Annotated in this window: 23 protein-coding genes; 12 read left to right on the top strand and 11 right to left on the bottom strand. The window is 66.6% G+C overall.

What is annotated here, in order from left to right; genetic code table 11:
- Positions 1-13 precede the first annotated feature (13 nt).
- Positions 14-1,741 carry an L-arabinonate dehydratase gene (gene araD / locus BLW05_RS22650; RefSeq protein ID WP_093165819.1) on the bottom strand — a complete coding sequence of 576 codons (1,728 nt, stop codon included), beginning with the start codon at positions 1,739-1,741 and terminating at the stop codon, positions 14-16.
- Positions 1,742-1,833: 92 nt separating this feature from the next.
- Between araD and BLW05_RS22645 the strand changes: the two genes are divergently transcribed.
- Positions 1,834-2,541 (top strand): GntR family transcriptional regulator, encoded by a 708-nt coding sequence (locus tag BLW05_RS22645; RefSeq protein ID WP_093165818.1) that lies wholly within the window; start codon positions 1,834-1,836, stop codon positions 2,539-2,541.
- 21 nt (positions 2,542-2,562) lie between these two features.
- On the opposite strand, the gene BLW05_RS22640 is transcribed toward BLW05_RS22645, so the two are convergent.
- The gene (locus BLW05_RS22640) at positions 2,563-3,975 is read right to left on the bottom strand and encodes a short-chain fatty acyl-CoA regulator family protein (RefSeq protein ID WP_093165817.1); all 1,413 of its coding nucleotides are present in this window, start codon (positions 3,973-3,975) and stop codon (positions 2,563-2,565) included.
- A 132-nt stretch (positions 3,976-4,107) separates the two neighbouring features.
- On the opposite strand from BLW05_RS22640, the gene prpC reads away from it, so the two are divergent.
- The 6 genes from prpC (at position 4,108) to BLW05_RS22610 (ending at position 12,431) form a co-directional block, all read left to right on the top strand.
- Positions 4,108-5,256, top strand: coding sequence for a bifunctional 2-methylcitrate synthase/citrate synthase (gene prpC / locus BLW05_RS22635; protein WP_093165816.1), 1,149 nt, complete (start codon positions 4,108-4,110; stop codon positions 5,254-5,256).
- Between the two features lie 119 nt (positions 5,257-5,375).
- Entirely contained in the window at positions 5,376-6,353 is a 978-nt protein-coding gene (locus BLW05_RS22630; protein WP_093165815.1) for a Bug family tripartite tricarboxylate transporter substrate binding protein, read from the top strand.
- Positions 6,354-6,368: 15 nt separating this feature from the next.
- A complete protein-coding gene (acnD, locus tag BLW05_RS22625; RefSeq protein WP_093165814.1) occupies positions 6,369-9,002 on the top strand; it encodes a Fe/S-dependent 2-methylisocitrate dehydratase AcnD in 2,634 nt (877 codons plus the stop codon).
- An 11-nt stretch (positions 9,003-9,013) separates the two neighbouring features.
- Positions 9,014-10,192: a 2-methylaconitate cis-trans isomerase PrpF gene (prpF, locus tag BLW05_RS22620; protein WP_093165927.1), complete on the top strand. Its 1,179-nt coding sequence runs from the start codon at positions 9,014-9,016 to the stop codon at positions 10,190-10,192.
- Between the two features lie 78 nt (positions 10,193-10,270).
- Positions 10,271-11,242, top strand: coding sequence for a tripartite tricarboxylate transporter substrate binding protein (locus BLW05_RS22615; protein WP_093165813.1), 972 nt, complete (start codon positions 10,271-10,273; stop codon positions 11,240-11,242).
- A gap of 319 nt (positions 11,243-11,561) precedes the next feature.
- The gene (locus tag BLW05_RS22610) at positions 11,562-12,431 is read left to right on the top strand and encodes an isocitrate lyase/PEP mutase family protein (protein WP_371126960.1); all 870 of its coding nucleotides are present in this window, start codon (positions 11,562-11,564) and stop codon (positions 12,429-12,431) included.
- Between the two features lie 7 nt (positions 12,432-12,438).
- Here BLW05_RS22610 and BLW05_RS22605 read toward each other — a convergent pair whose 3' ends face one another.
- Positions 12,439-13,329, bottom strand: coding sequence for a LysR family transcriptional regulator (locus BLW05_RS22605; protein ID WP_093165812.1), 891 nt, complete (start codon positions 13,327-13,329; stop codon positions 12,439-12,441).
- A 98-nt stretch (positions 13,330-13,427) separates the two neighbouring features.
- Here BLW05_RS22605 and metE point away from each other — a divergent pair, with 98 nt between their 5' ends.
- From metE to BLW05_RS22590, 3 genes are read left to right on the top strand one after another with little or no spacing between them, the layout of a single operon-like run.
- Positions 13,428-15,746 (top strand): 5-methyltetrahydropteroyltriglutamate--homocysteine S-methyltransferase, encoded by a 2,319-nt coding sequence (gene metE, locus BLW05_RS22600; protein ID WP_093165811.1) that lies wholly within the window; start codon positions 13,428-13,430, stop codon positions 15,744-15,746.
- Between the two features lie 39 nt (positions 15,747-15,785).
- The gene (locus BLW05_RS22595) at positions 15,786-17,255 is read left to right on the top strand and encodes a 4-hydroxybenzoate 3-monooxygenase (protein WP_256330447.1); all 1,470 of its coding nucleotides are present in this window, start codon (positions 15,786-15,788) and stop codon (positions 17,253-17,255) included.
- Positions 17,256-17,291: 36 nt separating this feature from the next.
- Entirely contained in the window at positions 17,292-17,687 is a 396-nt protein-coding gene (locus BLW05_RS22590) for a hypothetical protein (RefSeq protein WP_093165924.1), read from the top strand.
- Positions 17,688-17,689: 2 nt separating this feature from the next.
- On the opposite strand, the gene BLW05_RS22585 is transcribed toward BLW05_RS22590, so the two are convergent.
- A complete protein-coding gene (locus tag BLW05_RS22585) occupies positions 17,690-18,595 on the bottom strand; it encodes a LysR family transcriptional regulator (protein WP_093165810.1) in 906 nt (301 codons plus the stop codon).
- A 79-nt stretch (positions 18,596-18,674) separates the two neighbouring features.
- On the opposite strand from BLW05_RS22585, the gene BLW05_RS22580 reads away from it, so the two are divergent.
- Both BLW05_RS22580 and BLW05_RS22575 read left to right on the top strand, forming a co-directional pair.
- Complete coding sequence (locus tag BLW05_RS22580) at positions 18,675-19,016, top strand: protocatechuate 4,5-dioxygenase subunit alpha (RefSeq protein ID WP_093165809.1); 342 nt, start codon at positions 18,675-18,677, stop codon at positions 19,014-19,016.
- Between the two features lie 26 nt (positions 19,017-19,042).
- Positions 19,043-19,891 carry a class III extradiol dioxygenase family protein gene (locus tag BLW05_RS22575; RefSeq protein ID WP_093165808.1) on the top strand — a complete coding sequence of 283 codons (849 nt, stop codon included), beginning with the start codon at positions 19,043-19,045 and terminating at the stop codon, positions 19,889-19,891.
- 7 nt (positions 19,892-19,898) lie between these two features.
- Here BLW05_RS22575 and BLW05_RS22570 read toward each other — a convergent pair whose 3' ends face one another.
- From BLW05_RS22570 to ligK, 7 genes are read right to left on the bottom strand one after another with little or no spacing between them, the layout of a single operon-like run.
- A complete protein-coding gene (locus BLW05_RS22570; RefSeq protein WP_093165807.1) occupies positions 19,899-20,609 on the bottom strand; it encodes an alpha/beta fold hydrolase in 711 nt (236 codons plus the stop codon).
- A gap of 3 nt (positions 20,610-20,612) precedes the next feature.
- Positions 20,613-21,614, bottom strand: a complete 1,002-nt coding sequence (locus BLW05_RS22565; RefSeq protein WP_093165806.1) for an aldo/keto reductase — start codon at positions 21,612-21,614, stop codon at positions 20,613-20,615.
- 5 nt (positions 21,615-21,619) lie between these two features.
- A complete protein-coding gene (locus BLW05_RS22560; protein WP_093165805.1) occupies positions 21,620-22,579 on the bottom strand; it encodes a Gfo/Idh/MocA family oxidoreductase in 960 nt (319 codons plus the stop codon).
- Between the two features lies 1 nt (position 22,580).
- Positions 22,581-23,447, bottom strand: coding sequence for a class III extradiol dioxygenase subunit beta (locus BLW05_RS22555; RefSeq protein WP_093165804.1), 867 nt, complete (start codon positions 23,445-23,447; stop codon positions 22,581-22,583).
- Positions 23,448-23,891: a protocatechuate 4,5-dioxygenase subunit alpha gene (gene ligA / locus BLW05_RS22550; RefSeq protein ID WP_093165803.1), complete on the bottom strand. Its 444-nt coding sequence runs from the start codon at positions 23,889-23,891 to the stop codon at positions 23,448-23,450.
- Between the two features lie 9 nt (positions 23,892-23,900).
- Positions 23,901-24,836 carry an amidohydrolase family protein gene (locus tag BLW05_RS22545; RefSeq protein WP_093165802.1) on the bottom strand — a complete coding sequence of 312 codons (936 nt, stop codon included), beginning with the start codon at positions 24,834-24,836 and terminating at the stop codon, positions 23,901-23,903.
- 11 nt (positions 24,837-24,847) lie between these two features.
- Positions 24,848-25,531, bottom strand: a complete 684-nt coding sequence (ligK, locus tag BLW05_RS22540; RefSeq protein WP_093165801.1) for a 4-carboxy-4-hydroxy-2-oxoadipate aldolase/oxaloacetate decarboxylase — start codon at positions 25,529-25,531, stop codon at positions 24,848-24,850.
- Positions 25,532-25,543 lie beyond the last annotated feature (12 nt).

The raw sequence follows: 25,543 nt of genomic DNA, 5'->3' as shown, positions 1-25,543 counted from the left end.
GTGGCTTGTGGATTCAGAAGATGTCGGGCTCGGGCACCGGCTTGCCGAAGCTGGTCTCGAGGAAGTCGAAGTCGCAGCCGGCATCGGCCTGCAGGATGTGGCGGCCGAACATCCAGCCGTAGCCGCGTTCGTAGCGCGGCGGCGGTGGCGTCCAGGCGGCCCGGCGGTCGGCGAGTTCGGCGTCACTGATTTCGAGGTGGACGCGCCGCGCGGGCACGTCGACGGTGATGCGGTCGCCGGTCTTCACCAGGGCAAGCGGTCCGCCGACCGCGGCTTCGGGCGAGCAGTGCAACAGGCAGCCGCCGTAGCTGGTGCCGCTCATGCGCGCGTCGCTCAGGCGCAGCATGTCCTTCACGCCCTGCTTGAGCAGCTTGGTCGGGATGGGGAGCATTCCCCACTCGGGCATGCCCGCGCCGCGCGGGCCGGCATTGCGCAGCACGAGGATGTCATCGCCGGTCACGTCGAGGTCGGGATCGTCGACCGCCTTCTTCAGGCTCGGGTAGTCGTCGAAGACGATCGCGCGGCCGGTGTGCTGCAGCAGATGCGGCGCGCAGGCGCTGGGCTTGATCACCACGCCGTCGGGCGCGAGGTTGCCGCGCAGCACGGCGAGTGCGCCTTCGGCGTAGATCGGGTTGTCGAGCGGACGAATGACGTCGTCGTTGTAGACCTCGGCGCCTGCGATGTTCTCGCCGAGCGTGCGGCCGTTGACGGTCATCGCATCGGTCTTCAGGTGGCCGCGGATGCGCTCCAGCAGCGCGGGCAGGCCACCGGCGTAGAAGAAGTCCTCCATCAGGTAGGTGTCGCCGCTGGGCCGGATGTTGGCGATGACCGGCACGCGGCGGCTCGCATCGTCGAAGTCGTCCAGGCTCACCGGATGACCGGCGCGGCGCGACATCGCGATGAGATGAATGATCGCGTTGGTCGAACAGCCCATCGCCATCGCGCAGGCGATGCCGTTCTCGAAGCTGGCGCGCGTCAGCATCTTCGCGGGCGTGAGGTCGTCCCACACCATCTCGACGATGCGGCGGCCGCACTCGGCGCTCATGCGGATGTGGTTCGCATCCGCCGCCGGAATGCTGGAGGAACCCGGCAGCGCGAAGCCGACCGCTTCGGCAATGCCCATCATCGTCGCGGCGGTGCCCATCGTCATGCAGGTGCCGTGGCTGCGCGCGATGCCGGCTTCCATCTCGTGCCATGCCTGGTCGGAGAGACGCCCTGCCCTGCGCTCGTCCCAGTACTTGAAGGCGTCCGAGCCGGAGCCGAGCACATGCCCGCGCCAGTTGCCGCGCAGCATCGGGCCGGCCGGCAGGTAGATGAAGGGGATGCCCATGCTGAGCGCGCCCATGGTGAGCCCCGGCGTGGTTTTGTCGCAGCCGCCCATGAGCACCGCGCCATCGACCGGGTGGCTGCGCAGCAGCTCTTCGGTCTCCATTGCGAGGAAGTTGCGGTAGAGCATGGTGGTGGGCTTGACCATGCTCTCCGACAGCGAGATCGCCGGCAGCTCCAGCGGAAAGCCGCCAGCCTGCAGGATGCCGCGCTTGACGTCGTCGACGCGCTGCTTGAAGTGCGCATGGCACTGGTTGGCGTCGCTCCAGGTATTGACGATCGCGATCACCGGCTTGCCGGCCCAGTCGGCGGGCGCATAGCCCATCTGCATCACGCGGGAGCGGTGGCCGAAGGAGCGGAAGTCGTCCGGTGCGAACCACCGTGCGCTGCGCAGGGAATCGTAGGTGCGCTTCATGAGTGGGAAAGCCGTGCGGGCAGGCCTTGTCTCGTTGTGATGAAGGAATTAAAACACTAATATATTAGTACGTCAATGCGAGAATCCTGGCGATGAGCACCCTTCCGAAAGTCCGACTCGACCGCTCCCGACACGCCGCGCCGCAGGTGCTTGAAAAGCTGCGCGACGCCATCCTTTCACTCGAACTCGAGCCGGGCACCGTGCTGGCCCGGCAGGAACTGGCGGAGCATTTCGGCGTCAGCCAGACGCCGGTGCGCGAGGCCCTGCTCCGGCTGAGCGAGGAAGGCCTGGTCGACGTCTTTCCACAGCATGCGACGCTGGTGAGCCGCATCGATCTCGCGGCGGCGCGGCAGGCGCACTTTCTGCGGCGTTCGATCGAGCTGGAGATCGTTCATCAGCTCGCCGAAGCGGCGCCGCCCGGGTTGGTGGAGGACCTCGAGGCCCAGATCGCCCGCCAGGCCGCATTGGCGGCAGCGCAGCAGTACGGCGACTTCGTCGAAGCCGACCGCCGGTTTCATCAACTGATGTACGAGGCCGCCGGCGTCGCCGGCCTGTGGGACACGGTGGCCCGCATGTCAGGCCATGTGGACCGCCTGCGCCGCCTGCATCTCCCGACCGCGGGAAAGACCGAAGCCATCCTGCGCGACCATCGCGCGATTGCACAGGCCATCAAGCGCGGCGATCCGCCGGGCGCGCAGAAGGCATTGCGCAAGCATCTCTCCGGCACGCTCAGCGCCGTCGCGGAAATCTGCGCGCGCTACCCCGACTACATCGAAGCCGAAGACGCTCAGCCCGCGTAGGCGCCGATCACGCGGGCCTCGTCAATCCGCGACGCCGTAGGGCGTGAATCGGCTCTGGTTCTCGTCGACATCCAGCGGCCGGCCGACGAAGGGAAACGCCCGCTGCGGGCAATCCATCCGCTCGCAGACCTTGCAACCCATCCCGATCGGCGTCGCTGATTCCGGATCGCGCAGGTCGAGACCCTTGGCATAGACCAGACGCGGCGCGTGCCGGATGTCGCACCCGAGCCCGATCGAGAACACCCTTTGCGGTGCGCCATAGCCGCCTTGCCGGCTGGTCACCGTGCGCGCGATCCAGAGATACGAACGCCCATCCGGCATGCGCGCCAACTGGGGAAGGATGCGCCCGGGCTGCACGAACGCCTCGTACACATTCCACAGCGGGCAGGTGCCGCCGGTGCGGCTGAAGTGGAAGTGCGTCGCCGATTGCCGCTTGGAGATGTTGCCCGCCCGATCCACCCGCACGAAGAAGAAGGGCACGCCGGGTGCGCCGGGTCGCTGCAGGGTGCTGAGCCGATGGCAGACCGTCTCGAAGCCCACGCCGAACTGCTGCCCGAGCAGGTCGATGTCATAGCGCAGCCGTTCCGCTGCTTCCAGAAACTTCGAGTACGGCAGGAGCAAGGCGCCCGCGAAGTAGTTGGCCAGCCCCACCCGCGCCAGGTGACGGGATGGCGCATCCTCCGCGAACGGCGGAGCGGCGACAAGCGAATCGATCAGCGCCGAATGCTCGATCAGGGCGAGCTGCGTGGCGAGCTGGAACACCTGCTGGGCCGGGTCCAGCGCGGCCGACAGGCGGAGCGTTCGCGTTGCGGGATCGAAATGACGCTTGCCGCCATGCCCTTCCGCGACGGGGACCACGCGCACCTTGTGTCGCCGCAGCAAGCGCTGCATGAGCCAATCCACCAGCAGCGGACCGGTCGCGCCGGACTCACCGGCCAGTCCCTCGGCGCGCCGGTCGACGTCGTCGAAGTAGTTCTGGTTGGCGAAGAAGAAGTCCCGCACCGCTTCGAAAGGCATGGCGCGCGGCGGCGCGAGCTCGGATCGATCGTCGCCCATCCGCATCGCCATCGTTTCCAGTTGCTCCTGCGCCTCGACATGGCGGCGATGCAGGGCGACGAGGGCGCGGCCGAGCGCCGGCATCTGCGAGGCGACTTCTTTCAGTTCCGGTAGCGTGACCGGCTCGGGCACATCCGCGAGCGCTTCGCGCATGCCGGCCACGAGGCGGGCCTCCTCGTCTTCCGAGAACTGCTGGATGTCGATGCCGAGCGCGCGATGGATCCTCAGCAGCACCGCCACGGTGAGCGGACGCTGGTTCTGCTCCAGCTGATTCAGGTAGCTGGGCGACAGGCCCAGCGCATGCGCCAGCGCGACCTGCGACATGCCGCGCTCCGCGCGCAGCCTGCGCAGGCGCACACCCATGAAAGTTTTCTTCATGCGGGCCCCTCCGACAACTCGCGCTCCGACACCAGTGCATTCGCAACATTCGCATATTCGACGGATTTCATTCGCAACGATTCGCCAATTCAGTCATGGATCGAGAGCCACATTCTGCGTAAATTGCGAAGCATGACAACACTCTCGACCTTCAAGCCGAAGAAATCCGTGGCCCTTTCCGGCGTCGCCGCGGGCAACACCGCGCTGTGCACCGTCGGGCGCAGCGGCAACGACCTGCACTACCGCGGCTACGACATCCTCGACATCGCCGAGGTGTGCGAGTTCGAAGAGATCGCCCACCTGCTGGTGCATGGCAAGCTGCCCACGCGGGCCGAGCTGCGCGCCTACAAGAACCGCCTGAAGGCGATGCGCGGCCTGCCGGCGAGCGTCAAGGAAGCGCTCGAGCGCCTGCCGGCGAGCGCGCATCCGATGGACGTGATGCGCACCGGCGTCTCGGCGCTCGGCTGCATCCTGCCCGAGAAGGACGACCACAACATCGCCGGAGCGCGCGACATCGCCGACCGGCTGATGGCCTCGCTCGGCTCGATGCTGCTCTACTGGTACCACTGGAGCACACAGGGCAAGCGCATCGACGTCGAGACCGACGACGACTCGATCGGCGGCCACTTCCTGCATCTGCTGCACGGGCGCAAGCCTTCGCAGGCGTGGGTCGGCGCGATGCACACCTCGCTCAACCTGTATGCGGAGCATGAGTTCAACGCCAGCACCTTCACCGCGCGCGTGATCGCCGGCACCGGCAGCGACATGTACTCGGCCATCGCGGGTGCGATCGGTGCGCTGCGCGGGCCGAAGCACGGCGGCGCCAACGAGGTCGCGTTCGAGATCCAGAAGCGCTACGACAGCCCCGACGAGGCCGAGGCCGACATCCGCCGCCGCGTCGAGGCCAGGGAGGTGGTCATCGGATTCGGGCATCCGGTCTACACGGTCAGCGATCCGCGCAATGTCGTCATCAAGGGCGTGGCGAAGCGGCTGTCGGACGAGGCTGGCTCGACCCGGATGTTCGACATCGCCGAGCGGCTGGAATCGGTCATGTGGGAGGTCAAGAAGATGTTCCCCAACCTCGACTGGTTCAGCGCGGTGAGCTATCACCTGATGGGCGTACCGACCGCGATGTTCACGCCGCTCTTCGTCATCGCGCGCACCAGCGGCTGGGCCGCCCACGTGATCGAGCAGCGGATCGACAACAAGATCATCCGCCCGAGCGCCAACTACACCGGCCCCGAGGATCGGAAGTTCGTTTGCATCGACGAGCGCAAGTGACCGCAAGGCGGGTATTTGCGGATCAACGGCTTGGACCACGACAGCGGCTGGCGGCTAGCATGCAAGAGGGCCGCACCTCGAGCGGCTCGCCTCACTACGACAACACTGGAGACAGAGTCATGACGCTGAGCCGCCGCACGTTTTCCGCTGCCATTGCAAGCCTGGGTGTGCCCCTGCCGCTGATCGCACGCGCGCAGGACGCATTTCCCAGCAAGCCGATTCGCATCGTCTGCCCCTTCGCACCCGGGGGCGGTTCGGACTTCATCGCGCGGGTCGCGTCCAACCTGCTCAGCAAGGGATTGGGCCAGAGTGCGATCGTCGACAACCGGCCCGGCGCCGGCGGCACGCTCGGAACCGAATACGCGCTGCACACGCCGGCCGATGGCTACACGCTGCTGCTCATCGCCGGCAGCTACACGGTCAACCCGGCGCTCTACAAGCTGCGCTTCGATCCGGTGGCCGACATGACGCCGGTGATCCAGCTGTCCAAGGGCGCGTATGTGGTCTGCATCAATCCTTCCAAGGTGCAGGCCCGCAATCTGCAGGAGCTGCTGGCCTATGGCCGGCAGAACCCCGGAAAGCTGACGTTCGCGTCCGCCGGCAACGGCAGTCACCTCCACATCGTCACCGAATACATGTTCGGCATGGCCAACGTCAAGGCCACGCACGTGCCTTACAAAGGCACGGGCCCGGCGGTAACCGACCTGGTGGCGGGCAACGTCGACATGCTGGTGGCGGGCACGGAAGCATTGATGCCCCACGTGAAGTCGGGACGACTGCGCGCACTGGCCGTCACCACGGCACAGCGGCTGCCTGCGTACCCGGACATTCCGTCCGTGGCCGAATCCGGGCTGCGCGACTACGACGTCGTCGCGTGGCATGGGCTGATCGCGCCGAAGGGCGTGCCGCCGGCCGTGATTGCCAAGATCAACGGTGCACTCAATACGGGGCTGAAAGCGCCTGAGCTGGTCGCCCAGCTCGATCCCACGGGCGTATCGCCGGCAGGTGGCACACCCGAACAGTTCGGCGATCTCATCAAGGTCGAGATCCCCCGCTACGCGAAGGTCGCGAAAGACAACAACATCAAGGCCGAGTGAGTCCCCCACATTTCCATGAATCATCTCTATCGCCAGCCTCTCCCGAATACCCCTCTCGACTTCTACGACGCGCGCGCCGCCGTCGACGCGCTGCGGCCAGGTGCGTGGGCCACGCTGCCCTATACGGCGCGCGTCCATGCCGAGAACCTCGTGCGTCGTGCCGATCCGGCGCATCTCGCGGACTGCCTCACCCAATTGATCGAACGGCGCCGCGACATGGACTTTCCGTGGTATCCGGTGCGCGTGGTCTGCCACGACATCCTCGGCCAGACCGCGCTCGTGGATCTGGCCGGCCTGCGTGACGCGATCGCGGCGCAGGGCGGCGACCCGTCCGCGGTGAACCCCGTGGTGCCGGTGCAATTGATCGTCGACCACTCGCTGGCCGTGGAGTGCGGTGGCTTCGACCCCGACGCCTTCCGCAAGAACCGCGAGATCGAGGACCGCCGCAACGAAGACCGCTTCCACTTCATCGAATGGACGAAGAAGGCCTTCGACAACGTCGACGTGATCCCGGCGGGGAACGGGATCATGCATCAGATCAACCTGGAGAAGATGTCGCCGGTGGTCTACGTGCAGGACGGCGTGGCCTTCCCCGACACCTGCGTCGGCACCGACAGCCACACGCCGCACGTCGATGCGCTGGGCGTGATCGCCGTGGGCGTCGGCGGACTGGAAGCCGAGAACGTGATGCTGGGGCGCGCGTCATGGATGCGCCTGCCCGACATCGTCGGCGTCGAGCTCACCGGCCGCCGCCAGCCGGGCATCACCGCCACCGACATCGTGCTCGCACTGACCGAGTTCCTGCGCAAGGAAAAAGTGGTCGGCGCCTATGTCGAGTTCCATGGAGAAGGGGCGGAGAGCCTGTCGATCGGCGACCGCGCGACCATCTCCAACATGTGCCCGGAATACGGCGCGACCGCGGCACTGTTCTACATCGACCGGCAGACGATCGACTACCTCAGGCTCACCGGACGCGACGAAGCGCAGGTGGCGCTCGTCGAGACCTACGCGAAGACCGCGGGCTTCTGGGCCGGTGACCTGAAGACGGCGCAGTACGAGCGCGTGCTGCACTTCGATCTTTCCACGGTCGTGCGCAACATGGCGGGCCCTTCCAATCCACATCGCAGGCTGCCGGTGTCGGCGCTGGCCGAGCGCGGCGTCGCCGACGAGGCCAAGCTGCTCGCGGGCAAGGCGGACGAGTCCAGGGGGCTGATGCCCGATGGCGCGGTGATCATCGCGGCGATCACGAGTTGCACCAACACGAGCAATCCGCGCAACGTGATCGCCGCCGCCCTGCTCGCACGCAACGCGAATGCGCGCGGGCTCTCGCGCAAACCCTGGGTCAAGAGTTCGCTCGCGCCGGGTTCCAGGGCGGTCGAGCTCTACCTGAAGGAGGCGAAGCTGCTCGGCGAACTCGAGCAGTTGGGCTTCGGCATCGTCGCCTTCGCCTGCACGACCTGCAACGGCATGAGCGGTGCGCTCGATGCGAGGATCCAGCAGGAGATCATCGAGCGCGACCTCTACGCGACCGCCGTGCTGTCGGGCAACCGCAATTTCGACGGACGCATCCATCCCTACGCCAAGCAGGCATTCCTCGCCTCGCCGCCGCTGGTGGTGGCCTATGCGATCGCGGGCACCATCCGCTTCGACATCGAGCACGATGTGCTGGGCATCGATCCGCAAGGCAACGAGGTGAGGCTCAAGGACATCTGGCCCGACGACCAGGAGATCGACGCGATCGTCGCTGCCAGCGTGAAGCCCTCGCAATTCCGGCAGGTGTACGAACCGATGTTCGCCATCCGCGCCGACAGCGGCGAGCGCGTGGCGCCGCAGTACGACTGGCGCGCCATGTCCACCTACATCCGGCGACCGCCCTACTGGGACACTGAGGGTGTGGGCGCGCTGGCCGCCAACCCGCGCACGCTCACCGGCATGCGGCCGCTTGCGCTGCTGCCGGACAACATCACGACCGACCACCTGTCTCCTTCCAACGCGATCCTCCTGAACAGTGCGGCCGGCGAGTACCTGGCGAAGATGGGCCTCCCCGAGGAGGACTTCAACTCCTACGCCACGCACCGGGGCGACCACCTGACGGCCATGCGTGCCACCTTCGCCAATCCGCAGCTGGTCAACGAGATGGCCGTGGTCGACGGTGCGGTGAAGAAGGGTTCGCTGGCGCGCGTCGAGCCCGAAGGCAAGGTCGTGCGCATGTGGGAGGCCATCGAGACCTACCTGAACCGCCGGCAGCCGCTGATCGTCATCGCCGGCGCCGACTACGGCCAGGGCTCCAGCCGCGACTGGGCCGCCAAGGGCGTGCGCCTGGCGGGCGTCGAGACGGTGGTGGCAGAGGGCTTCGAGCGCATCCACCGCACCAACCTGATCGGCATGGGCGTGCTGCCGCTCGAGTTCCCGCCGGGCACCAACCGGCTCACGCTCGACCTGGACGGCACCGAAACCTACGACGTGGTTGGCGAGCGCACGCCGCGCGCCGAGTTGACCCTGGTCGTCCACCGCCGCAATGGCGACAGCGTGCGAGTGCCGGTCCTCTGCCGGCTCGACACGGCCGAGGAAGTCTCGGTCTATGAGGCCGGTGGCGTGCTGCAGCGCTTCGCGCAGGACTTCCTGGCTGCAGCCGCCCAGCCCGCATGATCGGAAACACGATGGCTTTCAAACCCCAGTTCAAGGTTGCCGCCACCTACATGCGTGGTGGCACCAGCAAAGGCGTGTTCTTCCGCCTCCGGGACCTGCCAGAGGATGCCCAGCGGCCCGGCCTGGCCCGCGACCAGTTCCTGATGCGTGTCATCGGCAGCCCCGATCCCTACGGCAAGCAGATCGACGGCATGGGCGGCGCGACGTCCAGCACCAGCAAGACCGTGATCCTGTCCGAGAGCACGCGGCCCGGGCACGACGTGGACTATCTCTTTGGCCAGGTTGCCATCGACAAGGCCTTCATCGACTGGTCCGGCAATTGCGGCAACCTGTCCGCCGCGGTCGGCCCTTTCGCCATCTCCAACGGCCTGGTCGACCCGGCGAAGGTGCCTCGCGATGGCCTGTGCACGGTGCGGATCTGGCAGGCCAACATCGGCAAGACCATCGTCGCCCACGTGCCGATCACCCGCGGCGAAGTGCAGGAGACCGGCGACTTCGAGCTGGATGGCGTGACCTTCCCTGCTGCCGAAATCGCGCTGGAGTTCATGGACCCGGCGGACGAAGGAGAGGATGGCGGCACCATGTTCCCGACCGGGAACCTGGTCGATGACCTGGAGGTGCCCGGCGTCGGCACCTTCAAGGCGACGCTGATCAATGCCGGCATTCCGACCATCTTCCTGAACGCGCGGGACCTCGGCTACTCGGGCACTGAACTGCAGGGTGCGATCAACGGCGACAAGGCGGCGCTGGCGCGCTTCGAGACGATTCGCGCGTGGGGCGCAGTGAAGATGGGGCTGATCAAGGATGTCGCCGAAGCGGCTACACGGCAGCACACGCCGAAGGTCGCGTTCGTCGCACCGCCGCAGGACTACGTCGCTTCCAGTGGCAAGGCGGTCCGTGCGGCCGATGTAGACCTGCTCGTGCGGGCGTTGTCCATGGGCCAGCTGCACCACGCGATGATGGGCACGGCGGCTGTGGCGATCGGCACTGCAGCGGCTGTCCCCGGCACGCTCGTCAATCTCGCGGCGGGCGGCGGGGAGCGCCATGCCGTCCGCTTCGGACATCCCTCCGGAACCCTGAGAGTGGGAGCCGAAGCGCGGCAGGAGGGCCGGCAATGGACAGTGACCAAGGCGCTGATGAGTCGCAGCGCCCGCGTCCTGATGGAAGGCTGGGTGCGCGTACCGGGATGAACGCCGACACGGAGGCGCGACGAAACCATGCATCATGGCGCCCCTGAGCCGTTCTATTCACATCCCAGGAGACCCCACATGAACAAGACCCGCATCGGACACCGCGCAGCGGTGGTCGCCCTTTCCGCCATGGCACTTGCCGGCGCCGCATCGGCCCAGCAGTGGCCCACCAAGCCGATCCATTTCGTCGTGCCCTTCTCGGCCGGCGGCGCCAACGACCTGATGGGCCGCGCCGCGGCCGATGGCGTGTCCAAGGCGCTCGGCCAGCCGGTGGTGGTCGACAACAAGCCCGGCGCGGGCGCGATGCTCGGCACGGACGTCGTCGCGAAGAGCGCGCCCGACGGCTACACCTTCCTGATCAGCGCGGCGGGCGTGGTGTCGAACAGCATGATCCGGAAGAACGTGCCCTACAAGGACAGCGACCTCGTGCCGGTGGCCATGATCGCCCTCGCGCCGTCGGTCGTCGTGGCGCCCGCAGACGCGCCCTACAAGGACCTGAAGGACTTCGTCGCCGCATCGAAGAAGGGCAAGGGATTGCACTTCGCTACCGCAGGCACCGGCAGCACACCGCATTTCGTCGAAGGCCTGCTCGAGAAGAACCATGGCGCCAAGCTCGACGTCGTGCCCTACAAGAGCGGCTCGGAGTCGATCACTGCCGTGCTGGGCAACCAGGTCGACGCGACCTCGGAGGCCAGCATCGTGGTGCTGCCCTACATCAAGAGCGGCAAGCTCAAGCCTCTGGCCACCACGTGGACGCAGCGCATCTCCGCCTATCCGGAACTGTCGACGGCGGTCGAACAGGGCTTCGACGATATCCGCATCGCGCATTGGGCCGGCGTGCATGCACCGGCCGGTACACCGCCCGCCATCCTCGACAAGATGGCCGAGGCGGTGGACAAGGCGATGAAGGACCCTGCCACCGTGCAGCGTCTGAAGGGCATGGGCATCGAGCCCATCGGCGGCACGCGCGCATCGTTCGTCAAGTTCGTGGATGAGGAACGTGCTCGCCTGGGCGCTGTCGTGAAGTCCACCGGTATGAAGGAAGACTGAGGATGAAGCTCACCCGCGGGCATGCGTCGGGGTGGGATCGCGCCGACGGCGTACTCTGCTCCGCGAATGTCCCCCGCCCTTCGGGCTCCTCCTTTATTTCGCTGCGCAGAGCACACCATCGTCGCGATCCGTCACGGCCGTGGTCGATCGGCCGGCACCACGCAGCGCTTCTCGTGGCGAGGATGCCGGGTGGTCCCCGCAGCGAAATAAAGGAGGAGGCGAAGCCGGGGGACATTCGCGGAGGGGACCACCCGGCGTCCTCGCCTCGCACCCCTGCCGCATCACTGAATTTCTCAACGTTCCATCAAGGACCTCCTCAATGAGCTCCATCCAAACCCGCAAGACCCTGCGCGCACTTGCGGAGGCACGCCGCGGCGTGCTGGTGCCCGGCGCCTTCAATGCGCTGTCTGCACGCGTCATCGAAGACCTGGGCTTCGAAGCCATCTACGTCACCGGCGCGGGCGTCACCAACATGTGGTTCGGCATGCCCGACCAGGGCTTCATGGGCCTGGCCGAAATTGCCGATCACACGGCGCGCATCCGCGATGCGGTCAGCCTTCCGCTCATCGTCGATGCCGACACCGGCTTCGGCAACGCGCTGAACGTGCGCCACACGGTGCGCACGCTGGAGCGCGCTGGCGCCGACTGCATCCAGTTCGAGGACCAGGTCGCGCCCAAGCGTTGCGGCCATTTCTCCGGCAAGGAGGTGATCTCCACCGAGGAAGCCGTCAGCAAGATCAAGGCGGCCGTCGATGCGCGCCAGGACGACGACCTGCTGATCCTGGCCCGCACCGACGCCTGCGCCACGCAGGGCTTCGAGGCGGCGATCGAACGGGCGCAGAAGTTCGCGGAGGCCGGCGCCGACATCCTGTTCGTCGAGGCCGTGACCGAGGCGGAGGAAGTGCGCGCCCTGCCCCGGCGCCTCGCGAAGCCGCAACTGATGAACATGGTGATCGGCGGCCGCACGCCGATCTTCAATGCCGACCAGCTTGCGGAACTGGGCTACGGCATCGTCCTCTACGCGAATGCGGCGCTGCAGGGTGCCGTCGCCGGCATGCAGAAGGCCTTGACCGTGCTGCGCGACGAAAAGGAAGTCCAGGAATCGAGCGGCCTGGTCACGCCCTTCGCGGAGCGCCAGCGGCTCGTCGGCAAGCCGGAATGGGACGCGCTCGAGAAGCGCTACGTCTGAACGCCCGTCATGAACGGGCGCCCCGGCGCGCCATCTCGACGAATGCCTTGAGATAGTCGATCTGCGTCTCCGTCTCGCGCGCGCCGAGATAGATGTGCTTGGCGATGCCGCGCGGGCCGAGACGCACCGGCACTACGTCCATCCTCTCCGCGTACTCCTCCACCAGCCAGCGAGGCAGCGCGGCAACGCCCCGGCCGCTGGCGACCATCTGCATCATGATGTCCGTGGTCTCGATGGTCTTGTGCCGCTTCGGGCTGATGCCGGCAGGCATCAGGAACTGGTTGTAGATGTCCAGGCGGTCCGTCTCGACGGGATAGGTGACCAGCACTTCCTGAGCGAGTTGCTTCGGCTTGAGGTAGGCGGCGCCGGCCAGCGGGTGGTTGCGGCCGACCACGAGCACCTGCTCGTAGTCGAACACCGGCTCGAACTTCAGCCCCGGCTTGAACAAGGGGTCCGGCGTGACCAGCAGGTCGATCTCGTAGCCGAAGAGCGCACCGATGCCCCCGAACTGGAATTTCTGCTTCACGTCGACGTCGACATCGGGCCATGCGGCCAGATAGGGAGACACGATCCTGAGCAGCCACTGGTAGCAGGGATGGCATTCCATGCCGATGCGCAGCGTGCCGCGCTCGCCCTGCGCGAACTGGCGCAGCCGCTCTTCGGCGAGATCCAGTTGCGGCAGCACGCGGTTGGCCACCGCCAGCAGGTACTGCCCGGCCTGCGTGAGCCTCAGGCTGCGCCCTTCGCGCAGCCAGATGTCGGTGCCGAGCTGCTGCTCCAGCTTCTTCATGCTGTGACTGAGCGCCGATTGCGTGACGCACAGAACGTTGGCGGCGGCAGTCAGAGAGCCCTGCTTCTCGACCTCCTGCACGATCGAGAGGTGCATCCGTTCAAGCATGATGTATGAGCTGCATTCATGGATACGTGAGATAAGACCATTTTACTTCATCGACTGTCGCGCCTAGCATCCGTGCCCTTGACTTGCACAGGACGCAGATGACCATCACTCACAACCTCGGATTCCCCCGCATCGGCGCCAGGCGCGAATTGAAGTTCGCCCTGGAGTCGTACTGGAGGGGGGACTCCTCGCGCGACGAACTCGAAGACCTCGGCGCGCGGCTCCGGCAGCGCCACTGGAACGACCAGCAGGGCATCGATCTCGTGCCGGTGGGCGACTTCTCTTTCTATGACCAGGTGCTCGACATGAGCTTCACGCTCGGCCATCTGCCCGAGCGGGTGCGAGGGTTCCACGGCGACGCGCTCGACAACTACTTCCGGGTGGCCCGCGGGCGTTCGGCGCAGGCGGCCGAAGCACACGTCGCCTGCTGCGGCGGCGTGGCCGCGGGCGAGATGACCAAGTGGTTCGACACCAACTACCACTACATCGTCCCCGAGTTCACCGCCGACACCGAGTTCAGGCTCGACGCATCGCGCCTGCTCGACCAACTCGCCGAAGCCCGGGCCCAGGGCGTGAAAGCCAAGCCGGTGATCGTCGGTCCGGTGACCTACCTGGGCATCGGCAAGGCCAAGGACGATTCCGACAGGCTCGCATTGCTGCCGCGCCTGCTGCCCGTCTACGCGGAACTGCTGGACACCCTGGCGAGCCGCGGCGTGGAATGGGTCCAGATCGACGAGCCGCTGCTCGTCACCGAACTGGATGCGGCCTGGCAGCATGCGTTCAACACCGCGTATCACCATCTCAAGAGCAGCCGCGTCAAGCTCCTGCTGGCGACCTATTTCGGCCAGCTTCAGGACAACAAGTACCTGGCCGCGAACCTGCCGGTCGCCGGCCTGCACATGGATGCGATCAACGGCCGCGACGACGTGCTGCCGCTCTTGGGCATGCTGCCGGCGCACAAGGTGCTGTCGCTCGGCGTCATCAACGGCCGCAACATCTGGAAGACCGACCTGGCGGCGGTGCTGGATTGGCTCGAGCCCATCGCAGAGCGGCTGGGCGATCGTCTCTGGATCGCGCCGTCATGCTCGCTGCTGCACGTGCCGGTGGACCTGGCCGGCGAGCACAAGCTCGATGCCGAGCTCAAGTCCTGGCTGGCGTTCGCGCTGCAGAAGCTCGGCGAACTGAAGGTGCTCGCGACCGCGCTTCGCGACGGCCGCGGGGCCGTCGCGGCGGAGCTCAGTGCCAACCGCGCCGCCCTGGCAGCGCGACGCGCTTCTCCCCGCGTGAACAATCCGGCGGTTCAGGCGGCCGTTGCGGCGATCGGCAAGCACCTCGGCCAGCGCGAGAGCCCGTACCCCAGCCGCGCCACGAAGCAGGCGGCCTTGCTGAAGCTCCCGCTGTATCCGACGACCACGATCGGCTCGTTTCCGCAGACCACCGAGATCCGCCATGCGCGCAGCGAATTCAAGGCGGGCCGACTGGACGGTGCAGGCTACAAGTCCGCGATGCAGGTCGAGATCCAGCGAAGCGTTCGCGAGCAGGAAGCCCTGGGGCTGGACGTGCTCGTACACGGCGAGGCCGAGCGCAACGACATGGTCGAGTACTTCGGCGAACAGCTCGAAGGCTATGCGTTCAGCCAGTTCGGCTGGGTGCAGTCCTATGGCTCGCGCTGCGTGAAGCCACCGATCCTGTTCGGCGACATCAGCCGCCCGCGCCCGATGACAGTCGAGTGGATCCGCTACGCGCAATCGCTCACCAGCAAGCCGATGAAGGGCATGCTGACCGGCCCGGTGACCATCCTGAACTGGTCCTTCGTGCGCGACGACCAGCCGCGCTCGGCATCGTGCAAGCAACTGGCGCTCGCCATTCGCGAAGAGGTGCTCGATCTCGAATCCGCAGGCGTGCGCGTGATCCAGATCGACGAAGCGGCGCTGCGCGAAGGCCTGCCGCTGCGCAAGGCGCAGTGGAAGGAGTACCTGGACTGGGCGGTCGAGTCGTTCCGCATCACCGCCAACGGCGTGAGCGACGAGACGCAGATCCACACCCACATGTGCTATTCGGAGTTCAACGACATCCTCGCGTCGATCGCCGACATGGACGCCGACGTGATCACGATCGAGACCTCGCGCTCGGACATGGAACTGCTCGACGCCTTCGACGACTTCAACTACCCGAACGAGATCGGCCCGGGCGTGTACGACATCCACTCGCCGAACATCCCGACGCAGGCGCACATCGAGCAACTGATGCGCAAGGCCGCGCAACGCATTCCCGCCCACCGGCTGTGGGTCAATCCGGACTGCGGGCTGAAGACGCGGCAGTGGGCCGAGGTGCTTCCTGCGCTGGCCAACATGGTGTCGGCAGCCAGGGCACTGCGCCCGGAGGCGAAGGCTGACCCGAGGGCCCAGCGCGCCTAAGGCACTGCCTCGGCGGCCGGGGCGTCGTTCATCGCGCCCATGACCGATTCGATCAGCAGGCGGCCCGCCACGGTCGGTGTTCCGTTGGCACTCAGGGCCGAATCCTCGGCGCAGGCCTGCTTCATCTGCGACGAAGCCATCCTGCGGCGACTGGGCATCGACCTGGCACATCCGGGCGTGATGCCGTTCAGCGTGCCGCCGGAGCAGCCGCCCGGCCCCTTTCTCGACATCCATGCCGGGGACTGGGAGACTTCCGCGATGCTCGCCTTCGACCCGGACGGCGCCGGCTGGCCTGATCCGCCCCAAACACCAACACAACCGAGAGAAATGAAGATGAAGACACAAGTCGCCATCATTGGCGCAGGACCGGCAGGCCTTTTCCTGGCCCACCTCTTGAAGCGGCACGGCATCGAGTCCGTCGTGCTGGAATCCCGCAGCCGCGCCTATGTCGAGGCGCGCGTGCGCGCAGGCGTGCTGGAGTCGGGAACCATCGACACGCTGAACAACCTCGGGCTGGGCGAGCGGATGATGCGCGAAGGTCTGGTCGACAACGGCCTGGACATGCGCTTTCGCGGACGGACCATCCATCTCGACCTGCCAGGCCTGACCGGCCGCAGCGTCAAGATCTACGGGCAGCAGGAGGTCGTGAAGGACCTCATCGGCGCGCGCGTGGCCGAGGGCGATCCGTTGATCTTCGATGCGGAAGTCGTCCGCATCGAGGGCCCCGAAACTGCGTCGCCACGGGTCCACTACGAGCACGAAGGCGTGGCCCGTACCCTGGACTGCACCTTCGTCGTCGGATGCGACGGCTTCCACGGCATCTCCCGCGCAGCCGTGCCGGAAGGCGTGATCACCACCTACACCCGGAACTACGACTTCGCGTGGCTCGGCGTGCTGGTCAAGGCCCCGCCCATCCCCGACATGACCTACACCAACCACGACCGGGGCTTCGCGCTGTGCAGCCGGCGGTCGATGAGCATCTCGCGGCTGTACCTGCAGGTGCCCGCGTCGGACCGGCCCGAGAACTGGTCCGATGCACAGATCTGGGACGAGCTGCACACCCGCATGTTCGACACCGATCGCACCGAGGTGAAGGAAGGCGAAATCTTCCAGCGCGACATGGCCCAGCTGCGCGCCTTCATCGCCAGCCCGATGCAATACGGCAACCTGTTCCTGGCCGGCGATGCGGTGCACATCGTTCCGCCGACCGGCGCCAAGGGCATGAACATGGCCGTCGCGGACGCACGCGTGCTCGCTCGCGGCATGGCGGCGTATTTCTCCGGCGGATCGCGCGCGGGGCTCGATCGCTACAGCGAAGAATGCGGACTGCGTGTCTGGAAGACGATCCGCTACTCCTCGTACATGACCGGGCTGCTGCATCGCTTCAACGAGCATTCGCCCTTCGACCGGGGCATGCAGCTGACCGAGCTGGAGTTCATCTCGCAGTCCGAGGCGGCGCAGCGAACGATCGCCGAGCAGTATGTGAAGCTCTCAGACGTAGCGGACTGAGTTGCCGCCCATGCGGCCTCGCGAATAATGCAGGCCATGACTTCGCAAACGCTCACTGAAAAAGAAGTGCGGGACTTTGCCGCCCGTGCGGCGGGTCGTGCACGTTGCAATGCGTGCACCCCGCTCTGGCGACCCGCGTGGGAGTCGCTCTCGGGCGCCACGCAGGTCGGCCATTTGTCCGGTGTCGGCTCGCTGCGCACCGAGGACGCGGCCGAACGGCTCGACGAATACCATCCCGGCGGAACCCACCTGTGGTCTCCCGACGCGCCGATCGCGCTGGGCTGGCACCCCTACAACCAGTGCTCGCTGTGGACCTGCAAGGCGTGCGACGCAGCCTTCCTGCGGTACACAGAATACGGCGGCTACTACCAGGACGAGCGCATTCGCCCGCTGATCGCCGACCTCATCGTCGTGCCGGACGCGCGCAAATAGCCTCAACTTCTCGGCCTGGACGGCACCCCCTCCTCAACCAGGGCGCGCATCCAGCGATGCGCGGCGTCCTCGTGAAAGCGCCGGTGCCACACCATGTACATCGGTAGCGGCGGACACGGAACCGGCGGCGCGACGCTCGCGAATTCACGCAGCAGCCCCTGGCCCAGCCGCGCCGGTGCGGTGGCCAGCAGCGGGCTGCCGCGCAGGAAGGCCGGCAGGCCGGCGAACCCGGGCACCGTCACGGCGAAACGCCTCTGCACGCCGGCATCGGCCAGCGCCTCGTCGACCGCGAGCATGCGGCGCGGCTCGTAGACCACGGTGACGTGGTCGGCCGCGAGGTAGTCGCGCCGGCCCTGCGGTGCCTCGCGCGCGGCGGGGTCGTAGTAGACGCGCCAGCGATCCTCGAACAACCGCTTCTGCATCACGTCCCCGCCTTCCGGGGGCCGGGGGCTGATCACGAGATGACAGCCGCCGCTGCGCAGCATCTCCAGCGTCGGCACGTCCGATGGAATGATCCGCAGCGACACGCCGGGCGCCAAGGCGCGCAGCCGCGCGGCCAACGCGGGGAGCAGCACATCGCGCTGGAAGTCGTTGGCGGCGATGGTGAAGGTGATGCGCCATCGGGTGGGCTCGAAGCGGTCGCCGCGCGCAAACGCTTCCATGTCGGCCAGCAGCTCGCGCGCCTGTGCTGCCAGCTCGCCCGCACGCACGGTCGCCACGATGCCGCGGCCCGACTTCACGAACAGCGGATCGCCCGCGATGGCCCGCAGGCGCCCCAGCAGATGGCTCACCGCCGACTGCGTGACGCCGAGCTGCGTCGCGGCGCCGGTGATCGAACCGGCCTCCACTACGGCAACCAGCAGCCGGAGCAGTCGGGTGTCGAGGTTGTATTCATCGATTTCGCTCATGTGTTTCATGATGACCCATCTGTTTATTTGTCGCAATCGAAGTCCGACACTGGAGTCCACCACATACCTGGAGACAGACATGGACGCACCGATTCCCGGCACCACGCTCTTCGACGGCGATCAGGCGAGGAAGGGCTACGCACTCAACAAGATGTGCTTTTCCTTCAACGAGGAAGCCAATCGCCGGGCCTTCCTGGCCGACGAAGAGGCGTACATGCGCCGCTTCGGCCTCAACGAGCAGCAGGCCGCAGCCATCCGTGCGCGCAACGTGCTGCAACTCATCGAGGCCGGCGGCAACGCCTACTACCTCGCGAAGTTCGCCGGCATCTTCAAGCTGGACATGCAGGACATCGGCGCGCAGCAGACCGGCATGACCAAGGAAGCCTTCCAGGCCATGCTGAACGCAGCAGCCCTGCAGTAGTCACAACCCATCACAGGAGACAGATCATGGCCAAGATCATCGGCGGGGTCGGCACCTCGCACATTCCCGCCATCGGCGGCGCCATTCACAAGGGCCTGCAGAACGAGCCCTACTGGAAGCCCTTCTTCGGCGCCTTCCCTCCCATCCACGACTGGCTGGCCACCGCGCGGCCCGACGTGGTGGTGATGTTCTACAACGACCACGGGCTGAACTTCTTCCTCGACAAGATGCCGACCTTCGCGGTCGGCGCCGCGGCCCAGTACGTCTCGGCCGACGAAGGCTGGGGCATTCCCACCCAGCCACCGGTCCAGGGTTGCCCGGACCTCTCGTGGCAACTGGTCAATACGCTGGTCGAGCGCGAGTTCGACATCGTGAGCTGCCAGGAGATGCTGATCGACCATGCCTGCACCCTGCCCCTGAAGCTGCTGTGGCCGGAATCCGGTGACGACTGGCCGGTGCGCATCGTGCCGGTGTGCATCAACACCGTGCAGTTCCCGCTGCCCAAGGCGAGCCGCGTCTATGCGCTGGGCAAGGCCGTCGGCGAGGCGGTGGCGGCCTGGGGTTCGGACCAACGGGTGCTGATGGTGGCCTCGGGCGGGCTGTCGCACCAGCTCGACGGCACCCGCGCGGGCCACATCAACAAGGGCTTCGACCTGCAATTCATGGACAGCCTGCTGACCAACCCGGAATGGGCGACGCAGTTCTCGATCCACGAGCTGGTCGAGAAGACCGGAACGCAGGGCATCGAGCTGCTGATGTGGCTTGCGATGCGGGGCTCGCTGACGGCTGCGGGACCTTCCGTGCGCAAGGTGCACAGCAATTACCACATTCCGATCTCGAACACGGCCACTGCCGTGATGGCGCTGGAGGTCTGAACCCGCTTCAGCGGCTCATCCACGCCACGAGCGCACGGGAAACCGCTTCAGGCTGCTCCATGGTGCTCATGTGTCCGCTGTGCTCGATCGCGACGAGCTCCGAGCCCGGACACATCTCGTGCATGCGCTCGTGACGCGCCAGCGGGCTCCAGGCATCCTGGCGGCCGCACAGGAACATGGTGGGGCAGCGCAGCGTGCCGAGCACAGGCGTCGCATCGGGGCGGTTGAGCAAGGCATGGATCTGCGCCGCGAAGACATCCGGCGTGCGACGCTCGATCATGTCGAGGATCTCGGCAAACACAGGCGTGTCGAGATGGTCTTCGTGGACCATGCCGCGCGCCCATTGCGCGCCCATGCTGCGCATGCCGTGCTCGCGCGCGATCTGCAGCAGCGCCATCCGCTTGTCGCGCTCGAGTGCACCGGCCTCTCCCGGGGCGATCGGATCGACGCCGGTATCCAGCAAGGCCAGTCGCTCGACGCGCTCGGGCGCGAGCTTCACGATCTCGAGCGCCACGCGCCCGCCCATGGAGTGGCCGGCCAGGCTGAATCGCCCGGAAGGCACGCTCGCCAGAACGCCGCGCGCCATGTCGCCGAGGTCGTTCGCCTCGCCGTAGGAGGGAATGAAGCAGTCCGCCGATGCCAGCGCCGAACGCTGGTGCCGCCAGACCGCTTCGTCGCAAAGCAGGCCGGGCAGCAGGACGAGGCAGGCGCGGCTCACGCGTCAGAACTCCTCGGTGTCCACTTCCTGCGTGGCCTGCGCCGCGTAGCGGTTGCCGATCACGGTGCTCTGGTTGATCAGCTCGCCAGCGCGGGCGATCACGGAGGCATCCAGCTTCAGGTCGGCCGCGGCGAGGTTCTCCCGGAGGTGATCGACGCGGGTCGTGCCCGGGATGGGGATGATGTCCGGCCCCTGTTGCAGCAACCAGACCAGCGCCAGTTGGGCCGGCGTGCAGCCGGCTTCGCGCGCCAGGGCTTCGAACGGAGGCAGCAGCTTCAGGTTGAGCGCGTAGTTCTCGGGCGAGAAGCGCGGCATCGGGCGCCGGATGTCCTTGGCGTCCAGCGAACCCACGTCGGTGAGCACACCGGTCAGGAAGGCGCGCGCGAGCGGACTGAACGCCACGAAGGCAGCGCCGATCTCACGGCAGGCGGCCAGCACGGCGATTTCGGGGTTGCGCGTCCAGAGCGAATACTCCGTCTGCACCGCCGCAATGGGATGCACCGCATGCGCGCGACGCACGGTGGCGGCCGAGACTTCCGACAGGCCCAGCGCGCGCACCTTGCCCTCCTCCACCAGCCGGGACATCGCACCGATCGAATCCTCGATCGGCACCTTCTTGTCCCAGCGATGCAGGTAGTAGAGGTCGATCACGTCCGTCCCGAGACGACGCAGGCTGTCCTCGCAGTTGCTACGCAGCGTTTCGGGTCGGCCATCGATCACGCGCCGCACGACGCCGTCGTCGCCCTTCACGCCACCCATGCCGCCCTTGCTGCACAGCGTGATGCGCTGGCGGTGGGGCTTGAGCACGCGCCCGACCAGCTGTTCGTTGGCGCCGAAGCCGTAGAGCGCGGCGGTGTCGAACAAGGTTTCCCCCGCATCGAGCGCCGCGAGCAGCACGCGCTCGCCCTCTTCGGCCGAGGGCGGAACGCCGTAGGCGTGGCTGAGGTTCATGCACCCCAGCCCGATCGCGCTGACCTCGAAGGGCCCGATCTTTCGCGTCTGCATGCCGTTTACTTCAGTTGCTGTTCCAGTTGGTGCAGCACCTGGTAGCACGGCAGCACCTGGGCCACGCTGGAGTTGGGCTCGCGTCCCTCGCGGATGGCCGCGAAGAACTCGCGGTCCTGCAGTTCGATGCCGTTCATCGACACGTCCACCTTGCTCACGTCCACCGGCGTCTCGGCGCCCTTGCTGTGCGATTGCACCAGGTCGTCGTAGCGCGCGATATAGGTGGCGGTGTCGCCGATGTAGCGGAAGAAGGTGCCGAGCGGGCCGTCGTTGTTGAACGAGAGGCTGAGCGTGCAGATCGCGCCGTTGGCGGCCTGCAGCTGGATGCTCATGTCCATCGCGATCTTCAGGTCCGGATGGATCGGACCCTGCACCGCGTTGGCCTTCACGATCGGGCTGCCGCACTGGTAGGCGAACAGGTCCACCGTGTGCGCGGCGTGGTGCCACAGCAGGTGATCGGTCCAGCTGCGCGGCTGGCCGAGCGCGTTCATGTTGGTGCGGCGGAAGAAATAGGTCTGCACGTCCATCTGCTGGATGTTGAACTCGCCGGCCTTGATCTTCTTGTGCACGTACTGGTGGCTCGGGTTGAAGCGGCGGGTGTGGCCCACCATCGCCACCTTGCCGGTCTTCTTCTGCAGCGCGAGGATTTCTTCGCCTTCCTTGAGGACGTCGCACAGCGGGATCTCCACCTGCACGTGCTTGCCAGCCTCCAGGCAGGCCTTGGTCTGCGCGGCGTGCATCTGCGTCGGCGTGCAGAGGATGACGGCGTCGACTTCCTTCAGCGCGAGGCTGTCGGACAGCTCGGTGGTGACGTGCTTGATGCCGTACTGGTTGGCAACCTCACGGGTCTTTTCGAGCTCGCGGCTGACGAGCGAGACGACTTCGACGCCGTCGATGTTCTTGATGCCGTCGAGGTGCTTGATGCCGAACGCGCCGGCACCGGCCAGGGCTACTTTGATGGTCATGTCAGTTGTTCTCCAGAATGAGGTGGCCGACGGCCGTGTTGGACGCCGGGACGTGGAAGAAGCGGTGCGCGACCTTCGGCGGCTTGCCGCCGGCCACGTCGGCCATCGCGCCGCGTGCGATGAGCCACATCACGAGCTCGATGCCTTCGCTGCCGGCTTCGCGCACGTAGTCGATGTGCGGCACCTTGGCGAGTTCGGCCGGCTCCGCGATGAGGCGGTCGAGGAACTTGTTGTCCCAGTCCGCGTTGATGAGGCCGGCGCGCGCGCCCTGCAGCTGGTGGCTCATGCCGCCCGTGCCCCAGATGTGGACGTTGAGGTCGTCGTCATAGCTTTCGACGGCCTTGCGGATCGCCTGACCGAGATTGAAGCAGCGCTGGCCCGAAGGGATCGGGTACTGCACCACGTTGACCGCGAAGGGGATCACCGGGCAGGGCCAGGCGCCTTCCTTCGGGTCCTGCTCGCCGCACATCAGCGACAGCGGCACCGTGAGGCCGTGGTCCACGTCCATCTTGTTCACGATGGTGAGGTCGAAGTCCTGCTGGATCACGCTTTGCGCGATGTGGCTGGCGAGTTCGGGATGACCCACGACCTTGGGCACCGGGCGCGGTCCCCAGCCTTCGTCCGCCGGCTGGTATTCGGCAGCGGTGCCGATGGCGAAGGTCGGGATCAGGTCCAGGCTGAACGCGGTCGCGTGGTCGTTGTAGACCAGGAAGACCACGTCCGGCTTGTTGTCCTTCATCCACTGCTTGGAGAAGTCATAGCCCGCGAACAGCGGCTTCCAGTAGTCTTCCTGGGTCTTGCCCAGGTCCATGGCCGCGCCGATGGCGGGGACGTGCGATGTATAGACGGATGCGGTGATGCGGGCCATTCAAGCCTCCTTCTTGCGGTGGGCGGCGCCTTGCGGCTGGTTCTGCGGCTGCGCATCGCCGTTCTCGCCCAGGTGACGGTTGCCTTCGACCGATCGACCGCCGTGGATCATCATGTCGCGGTATTCCTGCTCGGTCATGCCGGTCATGCTGCCGGCCATCTGCTGGAAGCTCTTGCCGTCGGTGGCGCCGATCTTCGCGAGGAAGTAGATATTGCCGCCGGTGCGCATGCACCAGTTGAGGTCGCGCGCGAGCACGGCCTGCTTCTGCTCCTCCGTCATCGCCCACTCGTCGAGGTAGGCGCGTTCGTCGGTCTTGAAGCGCTCGCGGTTCTCGGCCTTCATCAGGCTCATGCAGAACTGGTTGAGCCAGTAGCCCTTGCGGCTCTGCTCGGCGTCGAAAATGATCGTGCCGGGCACGTCGAGATAGGGTTTGTCGAGTGACATGGCGTTCTCCTACTTCGCTTCGTCAGGCCAGTACAGGCGCATCGGGTTGTCCACGAGCAGCTTCTTCTGCAACTCGGGCGTCGGCGCGATGTGCGGGATGAAGTCCACCAGCAGGCCGTCGTCGGGCATGTGGCCCTTGAGGTTGGGGTGCGGCCAGTCGGTGCCCCAGAGCACACGGTCGGGGAAGGTCTCGACCACCTTGCGGGCGAAGGGGACCACATCGCGGTAAGCGTTCTGCTCTCCGTCGAGTGCATTGGGGCCGGACACGGACAGCCGCTCGGGGCAGCTCACCTTGCTCCACACGTTCGGGTGCTCGCGCATGAACTTCAGGAACAGCTCGAACTCCGGGCCGTCGATCGGCTTGCTCACATCGGGGCGGCCCATGTGGTCGACCACCACGGTGGTGGGCAGGGCGGTGAAGAAGTCCCACAGCTCGGGCAGATCCACCGCCTCGAAGTAGATCACCACGTGCCAGCCCAGCTTGGCAATGCGGCCGGCGATCTCCATCAGTTCGTCCTTGGGCGTGAAGTCCACCAGACGCTTGACGAAGTTGAAGCGCACGCCGCGCACGCCGGCCGCATGCAGTGCATTCAGCTCGTCGTCGGTGACGCTGCGCTTGACGGTCGCAACGCCGCGCGCCTTGCCGTCGGACGACTGCAGCGCATCGACGAGTGCGCGGTTGTCGGCACCGTGGCAGGTGGCCTGCACGATCACGTTGCGGGCAAAGCCCAGGTGGTCGCGCAGCGCGAACAACTGCGCCTTGCTGGCATCACAGGGCGTGTACTTGCGCTCGGGCGCAAAGGGGAACTCCGCGCCCGGACCGAACACGTGGCAGTGTGCATCGACGCTGCCGGGCGGGACCTGGAACTTCGGCTTGCTCGGACCGGTGTACCAGTCCAGCCAGCCGGCTGTCTTCTCGAAGGGGCCTGTCGTGGGCTTGCTCATGTCGATGTCCTTCAGTCGATGTACTTCAGACCTGCAGCGGCCAGGGGTTCGCGCATCTTGTACATGTCCAGCCCCAGCACGCCGCTGGCCAGCTTGTCGCGCTTCTCGCCTTCGTTGGCCTCGCGCTTGCGGGCGGCTTCGAGCGTCTTGGCCGCGATGGCACGCGGCACGCAGACCACGCCGTCGTCGTCGGCCACGATCACGTCGCCGGGCGTCACCAGCATGCCGGCGCACACGACGGGGATGTTGACCGAGCCGATGGTGGCCTTGATGGTGCCCTTGCTGCTGATCGCCTTGCTCCACACCGGGAACTCCATCTCGGTGAGCGTCTTGACGTCGCGCACGCCGGCGTCGATCACGAGCGCCCGAGCGCCGCGCGCCTTGAAGCTGGTGGCCAGCAGGTCGCCGAAATAGCCGTCGGTGCACTCGGCCGTGATGGCGGCGACGACGATGTCGCCCGGCTGGATCTGCTCAGCCGCGACATGCATCATCCAGTTGTCGCCGGGATGCAGCAGCACGGTCACGGCCGTGCCCGAGACCTGCGCGCCGGCATAGATCGGGCGCATGTAGGGCTTGAGCAGGCCGACGCGGCCCATGGCCTCGTGCACGGTGGCCGAGCCGAGTGCGGCCAGCGCGTCGGCCGTTTCGCGATCGGTGCGCTGGATGTTGCGATAGACAACGCCGAGTTCATACATGTTCGTTCTCCT

This window comes from Variovorax sp. YR216, from assembly GCF_900107745.1.
In the GTDB taxonomy this organism is placed as follows: Bacteria; Pseudomonadota; Gammaproteobacteria; order Burkholderiales; family Burkholderiaceae_C; genus Variovorax.
Note: the sequence above shows the minus strand (reverse complement) of the source record. Positions and strands in the feature narration are given on the sequence as shown.